This is a genomic window from Endozoicomonas sp., assembly GCF_965196975.1.
GTDB lineage: Bacteria > Pseudomonadota > Gammaproteobacteria > Pseudomonadales > Endozoicomonadaceae > Endozoicomonas.
Window position 1 is genome coordinate 2,959,612 of sequence record NZ_OZ239981.1, and the last position, 12,932, is coordinate 2,972,543.

Consider the following 12,932-nt stretch of genomic DNA (forward strand, 5'->3'; position numbering starts at 1 on the left):
AATATCAATTAGGTCTCGGTAGTGCCAATGATCCGTGGCGTTATCAGGAATAAACGCACCTGTTTAATCTTGGACGTTGATTCTGCTCGGAACAGATGGCCAAGGACCGGAATATCTCCAAGCAGAGGTACCTTAGATAGCTTTTGCTCATCCTGCTCTTTATAAAAACCACCAATCAATAAACTTTCCTGTTCACTGATAATAGCTTGAGTGTTGATAGAACTATTCGTCACTTCAGGTAGTTTCTGACCGACTTCTTCTGTGCCTTGACTACCAGTGCCATCCTGAATATTGACACTCATGTGAATACGCCGTCCCTGGTCTTCACGCACAATTCTCGGAGTAACTTGAACAACTGTGCCTGAAGTCACAGGAAATAATTCAGAATCCTCATTGCTCGCAACCGATACGTAGAATGTGCTGCTGTTATCAAGGATTGCTTCAATATTATCAAGCGTCAGGATGGAAGGTCTTGAAACAACTTTGACTTTTCCTTCATCCGCCAGTAGCCTCAGCCGGGCATTAAATGAGCCAAGGTTACTGGAAACAATGGTAGTGTAGTTTGATGATATGCTGGGACTAAAATCAAAGGTAGTATCACTGGTACTTCCCGAACTATCCCATTCAACACCAAGAGCTTTCAGGTCCTGTGTATTAATATCAATTATCGAAACACTGATTTCAATTTGAGACGTTGGCTTATCAAGTGAAGCAATCAGCTCTTCATACATAGGCATCTTTGACTCAAGGTCATGCACAATGATTGCATTCAACCTTGGGTCCGCATTGATATACACATCATCGGCCACTGCTCCGGCATTTAGCTGCTCCATTCCACCGGCAGATTCTGAGTTATCCATTGGCTTGGACTCACCAGATGTACTTACGCTCTCAGCTGGTGTCACTGAAGGGTTAGGTAATCCCTGTTTTGTTACCTGAGCAACACCTCCTCCTTTAATGATTCTGGTAAGGATTGTTGCAATGCCTGGGACTGTTAGCTGCTGTCCTCTGAACGTAAATGACTTATCCGTCGCCCAGGCATACTTGAGAGGGAAAGTGCGCACAGTAAGTTTACTCTTCTGACGTTCGCCCTCTTTTGCATCCAATAACAGGGCTGTTTGTGAAACCAGTTCGATATAGCGTGGAGGTCCTGAGATAAAGACCAGCCCCTCTTTCGGTTGCTCTTTCCAGAAAAAGCGACCATCCCAGATACCAATTTTTTTCAGCGTTTTCTTCAGCTCTTTGATAGGCAAATAACTCAAGCTGATAATCTGCTGGCTGGAGGCGCTACCATCATAAACAAATAAAGTATGACCATCGAAATACCAGATAAAGCCATAAATATTGGCCAAGTGATCCAGGAAATCTACTGGCGTCATAGGACCTATCTTGCCATTGACCTGGCCTTCAACCGTATCTGCAATAATAACTGGCATGTAATAACTGGCAGCAAAGTTCTGTAATACTTCTTTCAGGCTGTCCCCATTACCAAAATAAGCATAAGGACGAACCCCAAAAGCGGCCAATGCTGGTGACTCATCATCACCAATAGTTCCCTCAAAGTCGTCAATAGCATCCCTGATGGCCTCTTCTGCAGAAATAACCATGCTATTACCAGACTGTGTCTGGGACTGCATCATATAAAGCTTTGAAGGGTAACGTCCGTCTTGTGTTTCAATTTGACGGGTATTTTTCTGAGAAAAGTTGTAATCAAAATCAGAAGAGGCTGCGTAGTGAACTTGATCACTATATCTGGATACATCCGATTCTTTACCGGTTAACTGTTCTGCGTCCAACAGAGGCATTAATCGTGCGCTTTCTGTATCAACATTGGCACCAACTGCATTGGGAAATACTCTGGCATCAATCGGCCTCCCCTGATCCACAGAAGGAAGATCAGGCTGATCCTGCACAATGTCCGATGGAAAATAGATAACCTGCCCAACCCGCAAATCCTGCGAGGTATCAAGCTTGTTGTAGCGGGCCAGTTCATTCACTTCAAACCCATAACTGCCCGCAATGACTTCCAGAGTTTCCTTAGGACGCACTACATGCTTTCGTGTCTGAGGCTCCTCGGATGACCAGTTCGCCAGCGCTTGAAAAGTAAGCGCCAGCAAAAGGGACAGGATTATCAGGGTATTTCTTATAAAGCCCATCAGACGCGTGCCTCCATGCTCATGTCTGCTCCAGCTTATTCAACAGCCCTTAATGAATAGATGCCTTGTGATTTCGAAAGTGTCAATAAAAATTCGTTACATACCAGTTTATCGGAAAACAAACTGAATTCACCAGTATTTCGTCAAAAAAAACGTTTGCGTTAAAAAAATAATTTAACCATTCAATTTTTCCGCCGAACGCACTAAAGGAATAAATCATCAGGAGGGCTAGGGAATGGCAGGATCGGTTTCATTTGACAATGGTATTTCTGGTATTTCAAGAATACACAGTGGATTAGTTGATTCTGATTTCCCAAAGTCTAAATCAAACTTCAAACCTTCCGGTGATAAAGTTGTTGATTACACATGGAAAGCTCTGGATATGAGCAGAAATTTCCAAAACCGTGAACTGAAGTTTGCCACTAACATTTCCGGCCAGAATATTTATTCCAGTCCAGAAGAGCATTATCGCTTTACACAGGAAGCAATTGACTCTCTCTCATCCTTTTTGAAACAGCAACCCGAAAACAGCGCTAAGTCGAAAGCGGTTAAAGAAGCACTTGCAGTTATTGAGAAGGCAAAATCAGATAGTGAATATTTGATGATGTGCCGCAATGTTCTAATTGCCAGTTAAGGAATAATTGTATGGAAAAGTCACTGCAAACCTGGTTACTGTCCCAGGCCTCTTATTATCTGGAATATTTACAACCCAGAAAGTCCATTGCTTTACTGGAAGCACTCCAATCCATCGATAAGAAAAACCCCGATATTTATCGCATGCTAAGCTATGCCTACTTGCAGGCAGAGCAACCTGAAGAATCGATTCGTGCAGCCGATAATTTTCTAAAATATGCGAGGCCCGGCACTGATATCCGGGCCATTAAATGGATTAAGGGGCGAGCCCTGCTCAAGAAGAAAAAAGCGGCGCTTAGCCGTTGATCTTCAAGATCATAGCCGCCCCACCATAGCGGCGGCACACCTCTCATGTCACAACTGTTACCCGGGCTGAACTTAGGCGGTAGAAACGATCTGGTACTGGCGGGTTTGCTGGTGTCAATCATCGGGCTCATTATTCTGCCCATGCCAACACCCTTGGTGGATTTTCTCATTGCTTTAAACATGGGGATATCAACCATTCTTTTGATGACATCGATCTACCTGAAATCTCCCCTGGAGTTCTCATCATTCCCCGGCGTTCTCCTAATTACGACGCTCTTCAGGCTGGCACTGTCGATTACAACAACCCGTCTGATTCTTCTCCAGGCCGATGCAGGTGAAATTGTATACACCTTCGGAAACTTCGTAGTCGGTGGCAACTTGGTAGTCGGTATCGTTATCTTCCTTATCATTACCATTGTGCAATTCCTGGTAATTACCAAGGGCTCCGAGCGTGTTGCGGAAGTCAGTGCACGCTTCTCTCTGGACGGAATGCCCGGAAAGCAAATGAGTATTGATGCAGACCTCCGTGCCGGTGCCATCGAAATGGAAGAAGCCCAGCGCCGTCGTGAGCTGGTCACCAAAGAAAGTCAGTTGTTCGGTTCGATGGACGGAGCCATGAAGTTCGTAAAAGGTGATGCCATTGCCGGTTTGATCATCATCTTTGTGAACATCACCGCCGGTGTTGCTATAGGTACGGGCAACGGAATGACCGGAGGAGAAGCGCTACAACTCTATGCCATCCTAACGGTTGGTGATGGTCTTATCTCCCAGATACCTGCTCTTCTGATATCCATTACCGCAGGTATTATTGTAACCCGTGTTTCCAATGAAGATGCGAAAGACCTTGGTAACGAAATAGGCTCCCAGCTTACCGACAAACCGAAAGCCCTCATGGTGGGTGGTGCACTGTTACTTGGTTTTGCCCTGATTCCAGGATTCCCGACACTTACCTTCATGATGCTCGCAGCAGCTATTGGCGGCGGTGGCTATTTCTTGATGAAGAAGGTTGAAAAAACCCGCGCCCAAGAAGAAGATGGCGGCATCCCTGCAATGGCAGCAGCAACAGAAACCCCAAGTGAAGCCAAATCAAGATTGGACCAGCAGGAAGAATTTACTCAAACCCTGCCATTAATTATTGATGTTCCCACCTCCATACAGAAAACACTCAACACCTCATCTTTGAATGAAGAGCTGCTCAAAGTTCGTAAAGCGCTTTATATGGATCTTGGAGTCCCATTTCCAGGCATTCACCTTCGTTTTAACGATTCCATGGAAGAGAACTCCTACACAATTCTGTTACAGGAAGTTCCAGTAGCATCAGGCCATTTCAAACCAGGCTTTCTTTTTGTTAGAGAGAGTAATGATCACCTGGATATGCTGAAAATTCCTTATGAAATTGGGGATAATTTTTTACCAAGTCTCGACTCTCTCTGGGTCAACGAAAATCAAAAAGACAAACTTGAGCGAAATAATGTCAACTTCATGGACTCCCCAAAAATCATGACCTATCACCTCGCTCACGTTTTAAAAAAATACGCTGAAGATTTTGTTGGTATTCAGGAAACACGCTACCTTCTGGAAAAAATGGAAAGTAGCTTTGGAGAATTGATTAAGGAAGTCCAAAGGCTGTTACCGGTTAACAAGATCACCGAGATATTCCAGCGTCTGGTATCTGAAGATATTTCGATCAGAAACCTCCGCTCTATTTTGCAATCTCTGGTTGTCTGGGGTCATAAGGAGAAAGAGGTTGTCCAGTTAACCGAGTATGTTCGTTCCTCATTGAAACGCTACATCAGTTACAAATACTCTAACGGCAAAAATATGTTGCCAGTATACCTGCTTGATCAGGATGTCGAAGATACTATCCGCTCCGGTATCCGTCAGACTTCAGCAGGCAGCTACCTGGCACTTGATCCATCGACCTCAGCCCAGTTTGTCGAAAACGTTAAGCATTCTGTTGGTAAAATTGGTCATCTTGAGCACAAGCCTGTACTGATCACCTCTATGGATATTCGCCGCTATGTCCGAAAACTTCTGGAGCTGGAAGTCTATGACCTGGCAGTGCTTTCACACCAGGAGTTAACGGAAGAGATTACGGTTCAACCACTGGGCCGTATTTCTCTGTAAAAAGAAATCATGTAGTTAACGGATGCACTTCTCAACCTGCTGGCAGATCGTTTCAGCCAGCAGATGGGAGCTGAGATTTCTGGCAATCACATCTTCAGTCAATTTCCCTTGTGAAACAACGTCCAACCAATGCTCAATCATTCCATAAAACCCTTTGGTTGCAAGCATAGGCGTCCAATCCGAAAGACGAATTATCTGTTCCTGATTATTTTCCTGAAGCACACCGGCTTGAAAACTGTCAAACAGGTATGAGCGGTTTTCATAGTTCAAACTAACCCGTTCATTGGTCATGCCATTCAACCGATTCATGGATGCCTGTATAAACGTACTTCCAGACTGCCACTGAACATCAATCCGGTTAACTCCAGAGCCCAACATCTGTGCTGATATGAGAAGATCTTCAGTGTTAACAACTGCAGCCCTATTAACACTGTCCAGAGGGTGGATAAAATCATCAAAAACAAAGGTACGAGGCAACCCGGGCAGGTTATGCCGATTTTTCTCCCACCGTAAAAAAAGCAGTGGAGAGGCCTCTGACTCTAACGACAGAGGCTCTTGTAAAATGGGTAGATAGCGTCGATTGAAACCAATAAAAAGTGGCTGTCTGACTTGTTCAGCCAGATTATAAAGCGTTTCACAGTTGCCATAATCTGTAGACAGGGGTTTATCAACGAAAACAGGAATTCTTTGTTCGTAACTATTCAGCACCCTTCATATAAATCTGGAATTTTCTGATTTTTCGACCATCATCTTATACTCAATTTTTCTAACAAATCTCCAGTATGGAACCAGACTTCCCAGCTACTCCGTTTACCGAAGCTCTCCTTAAAGAGAATGAAGAGCTTCGGACCGAGAATGCGCTTTTACGGGAACGTTGCAGCGAACTGGAAGAAAGGGTTAATAAAAACAGTCAAAACAGTAGTAAGCCACCATCGTCAGATGGTTATCAAAAGCCCAGTAAAAAAGGGAGTGATAAAGGTGATACATCTTCCAAAGAAGCCCCCTGCTCCTCACAGGAAACACCGAACCCCAAAAGCCTTAGACCATCTTCAGGCAATAAACCAGGTGGCCAGAAAGGTCATCAAGGCTCTTGTTTGAGACGTGTCGCCTTACCCGATTATGTCAGGCATCTGAAGGTTGAAAAATGTTGCTGTTGCCAGTCTTCGCTTATCGATATTAAACCCACCAAATACATTGAGCGACAGGTTTTTGATCCAGGTAGACCCGGAGAATTTGAAGTTACCGCGTACTGGGCAGACGTTAAAGTATGTCCTTGTGGTAAACGGAACACCGCTGAGTTTCCCCAAGGAGTGAAAGCCGCTGCTCAATACGGAGAAGTGACTCAGGCAATGGCTGTTCATTTAAACCAGTATCACTTCATCCCATATCACCGGGTGTCTGAGTATTTCAATACTATTTATTGCATGAGTGTCAGCGCAGGCTCTGTTGCCAATTTTGTTGCCTATACCCATGAGAACCTGGCCTCTACTGAGCAGAGTATCCGCGATGCTTTACAAGAAAGTCCGGTTGCAGGAGCGGATGAAACTGGCATGCGGGTTGACGGTTCACTGTGGTGGTTACACATTATGCGAGATGACCAATGGACGCTTTACTACCTCTCAGAAAGGCGAGGTTGTGAAGCAATGGATGCAATGGGCATCCTGCTGACTTTTGCAGGCATTCTGGTTCACGATCATTGGAAGTCCTACTTTGCCTATGCGGCAGTGCATGTGCTTTGTAATGCCCATCATCTGAGAGAGCTTCAGGGAGTTGTCGATAGGGATGCGAATAAGCTGGCTCTGCGGCTGATGAAATTGCTTACGCTCTCCTGGCACTTCTGCAAGAAATACAAAGCAGCCGGTCTGACTCAAATGCCTGGTGCAATACAGCTTCGCATTGAGACGATATACGACCAAATCCTTCAAAGGGCTCTCACGAAGGAAACCGCTTATATGGAAAAACAACGACAGGTGCTTGGACGTAAGAAGGTCAGGAATACCAAGGCCTACAACCTGTTCAAAAGGCTTATTGAGTTTAAGGTTGAAACGTTGCGCTTCATGTCGGACTTTTCAATTCCCTTCGATAACAATGGCAGTGAACGTGATGCCAGGATGGCCAAACTTAAGCAGAAGATCTCAGGCTGCTTCAGAAGCGAAGACGGAGGTACCATGTTTACCCGAATCCGAAGCTATTTATCATCTGCTAAAAAGCAGGGGTTGAACATATTTCAGGCGCTTCTTAAAGCGGTTCGAAATTACAACAATACGCCTTTGCTGGGTGCTGAATAGTTACCTTTGTTCAAGAAAGTACGTGGCTATTTCCACATGAGTTGATGTTGCACTGTGAATCATAACAGCATCAACATCCATATTAATCAGCTGTTTATAATCACTACAACCGTCATTTATGCGATATTTTCTGGCAAGATCTGTGAGCACATGACGACTTCGAGTACAGAAAACAGGTGTAACGAATGGATGCTCAGTAAGAATTGGCAGGTAGGCTTTCTGTGCAATATCTCCCAAACCGATCAAACCAATTCTCATTAGTGTCTCTCTTCTCTTTAGCTACAACATTGCTTTTCCCTTGGGAAAGGGAAAAGCAATGTTACTAGATAAGAGACCAGGGGAAAAATGACAGTTAGCGAACTAAGGCAAAAACCAGTTGATCAATAAACTGCTCTTCTTTATAGACATGCTTTTTCATAACGCCTTCAAGCTCAAATCCACACTTCTCCAGCACACGGCGAGAACCATCATTTCGTGCCTGCACGTCAGCAAAAATACGAACCAGCCCCATCTCATCAAAGGCGTATTGGCATACAGCAGACAGCGCTGCGGTCATAACCCCTTTTCCCCAGTGTTCTTCCGAGACCCAAAAGCCAATCTCGGCGCCAAACCTGTGTACATCCAATTGAACCACAAAGCCAATTTCACCAATGGCCTCGCCACCAAAGTCAATAGCAAAACGGGTCTTGGTTTCATGTTCCTTTACATGCTGGACCCAGGCTCTTGCGTGTTCAATTGTATAAGGATTAGGAAACGTGTCACGTAAATTCCTAGCTATTTTAAAATTATTACCATGCTTGGCCAAAGAGATTGCATCACCATAAAGAAATCTTCTGAGGCAGTAACCATTACCCAGGTCTATGTGCATATCTTTATCCTGATAGTCAGCTATCAGGTAAAACATCGGCAAAAGCACCATGGGCTTTATTTATATATCCATAACCCATTGATGTGGCTTACTATACCGAAGATTATCCAATCAAGCTGAAGTTTTAAGTTTATCTAATCCATTTAGCAGGCTTGATTTTTTAAAGGGAAAGAAAGATGAAAGCCTCAAACACCTTTGGGGTGGAATTATAATACTCAAATATAACTTTTCCTTTAAAAGCAGGATAAATTTATTATTCTTATTTCTAATTAAAGATATCAATATGATTTCATATCAAAAAATATTAATTCCCCCAGTAAAACATTGATACAGATATCAAAGTACCTATAATTTCCATTTAGGGAAAACGTAACTATTCAGCACCCAGCAAAGGGGGTGCTCTCTCTGAATGATTGAAACAATAGTGCTCTATTTTCACAGCTACTATGGGAACACCACTCATAATAGTTAACTGTCATGCCCGCTTCTGTTATTTCCAGCTCTACCAAAAGCATCGTTTTGCAAATTGAAGTTTCTATAGATTCAGGCAACATGCTGAATCTTGAAGATAGTTTACAGCGTGCACTCAATGAAGCCGGGCAGCTTGGAACAAAAGAGTTATTGGGGCTATTTGAATCACCCAATAAAGAACCTATCGTCGTTAATCAGCAGAAGTGGAACTACAAAGGAAAGGTTCTTAAGCACTATGAAACCTTATACGGTCGTATACCTTTGGAGCGCTCCGTATATCAGGGTGTCAGAGGTGGCAGTACTCTGGCAGCACTTGATCTTCGTGCCGGTATTATTGGTTCAGCTACCCCCAAATTTGCCAAGTCTATCGCCTGGAAATACAGCCAGATGCCAGCGCCTGCGGTAAAAGAAGATTTTGAGACCAACCATCAAAGGACGCTTTCAAATTCTTATATCAAGCATTTATCGGACAGAGTAGGTGCATTAATTGAAGACCAGCAAGACACTCACTACCACCTTCCTCCACTAAAAGAGCCTGTTGAAACAATAGCCATTGGTCTGGATGGAACCTGCATGCTGCTTTGTGAAGAAGGCTGGAGGGAAGCCATGTGTGGGACATTGAGCCTATATTCTGCAGATGGAGACAGGCTCCACACGATATATACAGCCAGTTCGCCAGAGTATGGTAAACAAAGCTTTATGAGCAAGCTCGACGAGGAGATTGCAGATCTAAAACGACTCTACCCAAATGCCACATACATCGGGGTAGCTGACGGGGCTAGAGAAAACTGGAGTTATTTGAAACAACATACCTCTGGGCAGATACTCGATTTTTATCATGCATCTGAATATTTAGCTGGAGCAGCGGAAGCACTGTTTCCAACCAGTAAGGCGAAGCGACACCAGTGGCTTGAAGACAGGCTACATAGTTTGAAAAACAAGCGTGGAGCAGCCAAAAAAATCCTTCAGGAAATTGAATCAGCCGAGCTCCCGAAAAAGACAATCGCACTGACAGAGAAGCGCTACAAAGCTGTGAGCTATTTTACAAACAATCACCAGTTAATGAATTATCATCAGGCGCTTAAACGCCATTGGCCAATAGGTTCAGGAGTTACTGAAGCGGCTTGTAAGACTCTGGTAAAGCAACGATTATGTGGTTCTGGAATGAGGTGGAAAGCAACAGGAGCGGAAGTGCTTTTGACAACAAGAGCACTGATCCAGAGTAAGGGGCGCTGGGAACAACTTTGGTCTGAGTTCATGACTGGAAAGGTTGAAGCTAACCTATGAGTCAGTTATCAAATTGAGAGAGCACCCAGCAAAGGCGTATTGTTGTAATTTCGAACCGCTTTAAGAAGCGCCTGAAATATGTTCAACCCCTGCTTTTTAGCAGATGATAAATAGCTTCGGATTCGGGTAAACATGGTACCTCCGTCTTCGCTTCTGAAGCAGCCTGAGATCTTCTGCTTAAGTTTGGCCATCCTGGCATCACGTTCACTGCCATTGTTATCGAAGGGAATTGAAAAGTCCGACATGAAGCGCAACGTTTCAACCTTAAACTCAATAAGCCTTTTGAACAGGTTGTAGGCCTTGGTATTCCTGACCTTCTTACGTCCAAGCACCTGTCGTTGTTTTTCCATATAAGCGGTTTCCTTCGTGAGAGCCCTTTGAAGGATTTGGTCGTATATCGTCTCAATGCGAAGCTGTATTGCACCAGGCATTTGAGTCAGACCGGCTGCTTTGTATTTCTTGCAGAAGTGCCAGGAGAGCGTAAGCAATTTCATCAGCCGCAGAGCCAGCTTATTCGCATCCCTATCGACAACTCCCTGAAGCTCTCTCAGATGATGGGCATTACAAAGCACATGCACTGCCGCATAGGCAAAGTAGGACTTCCAATGATCGTGAACCAGAATGCCTGCAAAAGTCAGCAGGATGCCCATTGCATCCATTGCTTCACAACCTCGCCTTTCTGAGAGGTAGTAAAGCGTCCATTGGTCATCTCGCATAATGTGTAACCACCACAGTGAACCGTCAACCCGCATGCCAGTTTCATCCGCTCCTGCAACCGGACTTTCTTGTAAAGCATCGCGGATACTCTGCTCAGTAGAGGCCAGGTTCTCATGGGTATAGGCAACAAAATTGGCAACAGAGCCTGCGCTGACACTCATGCAATAAATAGTATTGAAATACTCAGACACCCGGTGATATGGGATGAAGTGATACTGGTTTAAATGAACAGCCATTGCCTGAGTCACTTCTCCGTATTGAGCAGCGGCTTTCACTCCTTGGGGAAACTCAGCGGTGTTCCGTTTACCACAAGGACATACTTTAACGTCTGCCCAGTACGCGGTAACTTCAAATTCTCCGGGTCTACCTGGATCAAAAACCTGTCGCTCAATGTATTTGGTGGGTTTAATATCGATAAGCGAAGACTGGCAACAGCAACATTTTTCAACCTTCAGATGCCTGACATAATCGGGTAAGGCGACACGTCTCAAACAAGAGCCTTGATGACCTTTCTGGCCACCTGGTTTATTGCCTGAAGATGGTCTAAGGCTTTTGGGGTTCGGTGTTTCCTGTGAGGAGCAGGGGGCTTCTTTGGAAGATGTATCACCTTTATCACTCCCTTTTTTACTGGGCTTTTGATAACCATCTGACGATGGTGGCTTACTACTGTTTTGACTGTTTTTATTAACCCTTTCTTCCAGTTCGCTGCAACGTTCCCGTAAAAGCGCATTCTCGGTCCGAAGCTCTTCATTCTCTTTAAGGAGAGCTTCGGTAAACGGAGTAGCTGGGAAGTCTGGTTCCATACTGGAGATTTGTTAGAAAAATTGAGTATAAGATGATGGTCGAAAAATCAGAAAATTCCAGATTTATAGGACTTTCGCATTGACAGGCAGCTGTAAAAATTGCTAGATCAGCAAAAAATAGCGGATGTCGTCGTGCGTAGAAAGATAACAAGACCTACAACAGCTGGGTGTGATTTGCCGAAATATACAGGGTTTCTATTGTGTGAGCCGAAATCAGCAACCTGTACTCGCCTTAGTGAGATCGGAGATATGTCACACCACAGCGTTAACCGTTTTCTACAACGTGAAGACTTTGCTCCCAATGACCTTTTCATGGAAGTAGCCGCAAGGCTGATTCTTGATGGGGGCACGCTATCGGTTGATGATACGGTGCTGGATAAGCCGTACAGTAACTACACGGCATTCATCGGCTATCATTACTCGGGCAAGCATCATAAAGCCGTCAAGGGCATTAATCTCATAACGCTCTATTACACCGATATCAAAGGCTATAGCCTTCCTGTCAATTTCCGTATCTATGACTCTGCGGACGGAAAGTCCAAAAATGATTATTTTCTCGAGATGCTGAAAGAAGTACTTGTATGGGGCTTACGACCTGCATTTGTTACGGGGGATTCCTGGTATAGCAGTGCCGCAAACCTGAAGACTGTGAAAAACAACGGTCTGGGTTTTATGTTTGCCGTTAAAAGCAACCGTACTGTTTCTATCCAAAAGGGTGACTACCAACAAGTGCAGAGCCTGGAGATTCCTGAAGAGGGAATAACCGTTTGGCTACGTAATTTTGGTTCTGTGCGTTTGTACCGGACGCGGCTAAAAAACGAGCTGCGCCATTACGTCGTCTACACACCCCATGCTGGATCAGAGGTATCACCACAGGTAGGCTTTAATGAACTTCACCTGCACCATTGGGCGATCGAAGAGTATCACCGGGCGCTGAAACAACTCTGCAGTATTGAGCGCTTTCAGGTGAGAGGAAAGCAGCAGGTCAGGAACCATATTTTTGCCTCTATCTTTGGGTATGCCTGCCTTCAGGCCAAGAAAGTATCTGAATCTCTCAGTAGCATCTATCGCGTTAAGAATGATGCGCTCAAGGATGCTATTTGGGACTTCATTAAGAGCTTCTCTGATGGTAAAGACTGGCTGAGACCATCTTTTATCAGAGCTGTCAATGCGTAAGTTCTAATTTATATGAAGGGTGCTGAATAGTTACGGGAAAACAATTCATTGAAATTCAAGTGACTACCTACAATCGTAGATGCAGTCACTCGAATTACCC

At 44.5% G+C, this 12,932-nt stretch carries 11 protein-coding genes; 6 read left to right on the top strand and 5 right to left on the bottom strand.

What is annotated here, in order from left to right; all coding sequences use genetic code 11:
- Positions 1-8: 8 nt before the first annotated feature.
- Positions 9-2,117, bottom strand: a complete 2,109-nt coding sequence (sctC, locus tag ACOCLE_RS13385) for a type III secretion system outer membrane ring subunit SctC (protein ID WP_419537101.1) — start codon at positions 2,115-2,117, stop codon at positions 9-11.
- A 274-nt stretch (positions 2,118-2,391) separates the two neighbouring features.
- Between sctC and ACOCLE_RS13390 the strand changes: the two genes are divergently transcribed.
- The 3 genes from ACOCLE_RS13390 to sctV are packed head-to-tail and all read left to right on the top strand — an operon-like array spanning position 2,392 to position 5,222.
- Positions 2,392-2,790, top strand: coding sequence for a hypothetical protein (locus ACOCLE_RS13390; protein ID WP_419537102.1), 399 nt, complete (start codon positions 2,392-2,394; stop codon positions 2,788-2,790).
- A gap of 11 nt (positions 2,791-2,801) precedes the next feature.
- Complete coding sequence (locus tag ACOCLE_RS13395; protein ID WP_419537103.1) at positions 2,802-3,095, top strand: hypothetical protein; 294 nt, start codon at positions 2,802-2,804, stop codon at positions 3,093-3,095.
- Between the two features lie 45 nt (positions 3,096-3,140).
- Positions 3,141-5,222 (top strand): type III secretion system export apparatus subunit SctV, encoded by a 2,082-nt coding sequence (sctV, locus tag ACOCLE_RS13400; RefSeq protein WP_419537104.1) that lies wholly within the window; start codon positions 3,141-3,143, stop codon positions 5,220-5,222.
- A gap of 15 nt (positions 5,223-5,237) precedes the next feature.
- Here sctV and ACOCLE_RS13405 read toward each other — a convergent pair whose 3' ends face one another.
- Complete coding sequence (locus ACOCLE_RS13405; RefSeq protein WP_419537105.1) at positions 5,238-5,930, bottom strand: gfo/Idh/MocA family oxidoreductase; 693 nt, start codon at positions 5,928-5,930, stop codon at positions 5,238-5,240.
- 74 nt (positions 5,931-6,004) lie between these two features.
- On the opposite strand from ACOCLE_RS13405, the gene tnpC (ACOCLE_RS13410) reads away from it, so the two are divergent.
- Positions 6,005-7,510, top strand: coding sequence for an IS66 family transposase (gene tnpC, locus ACOCLE_RS13410; RefSeq protein ID WP_419532963.1), 1,506 nt, complete (start codon positions 6,005-6,007; stop codon positions 7,508-7,510).
- Here tnpC (ACOCLE_RS13410) and ACOCLE_RS13415 read toward each other — a convergent pair whose 3' ends face one another.
- Both ACOCLE_RS13415 and ACOCLE_RS13420 read right to left on the bottom strand, forming a co-directional pair.
- The gene (locus tag ACOCLE_RS13415) at positions 7,511-7,768 is read right to left on the bottom strand and encodes a Gfo/Idh/MocA family oxidoreductase (RefSeq protein ID WP_419537106.1); all 258 of its coding nucleotides are present in this window, start codon (positions 7,766-7,768) and stop codon (positions 7,511-7,513) included.
- Between the two features lie 94 nt (positions 7,769-7,862).
- Entirely contained in the window at positions 7,863-8,429 is a 567-nt protein-coding gene (locus ACOCLE_RS13420) for a GNAT family N-acetyltransferase (protein ID WP_419537107.1), read from the bottom strand.
- Positions 8,430-8,855: 426 nt separating this feature from the next.
- Between ACOCLE_RS13420 and ACOCLE_RS13425 the strand changes: the two genes are divergently transcribed.
- Positions 8,856-10,136 (top strand): ISKra4 family transposase, encoded by a 1,281-nt coding sequence (locus ACOCLE_RS13425; RefSeq protein ID WP_419532972.1) that lies wholly within the window; start codon positions 8,856-8,858, stop codon positions 10,134-10,136.
- A gap of 8 nt (positions 10,137-10,144) precedes the next feature.
- Here the strand turns inward: ACOCLE_RS13425 and tnpC (ACOCLE_RS13430) are convergent, their stop codons facing one another.
- Complete coding sequence (tnpC, locus tag ACOCLE_RS13430; protein ID WP_419537108.1) at positions 10,145-11,656, bottom strand: IS66 family transposase; 1,512 nt, start codon at positions 11,654-11,656, stop codon at positions 10,145-10,147.
- 132 nt (positions 11,657-11,788) lie between these two features.
- Between tnpC (ACOCLE_RS13430) and ACOCLE_RS13435 the strand changes: the two genes are divergently transcribed.
- Entirely contained in the window at positions 11,789-12,832 is a 1,044-nt protein-coding gene (locus ACOCLE_RS13435) for a transposase (RefSeq protein WP_419533005.1), read from the top strand.
- Positions 12,833-12,932 lie beyond the last annotated feature (100 nt).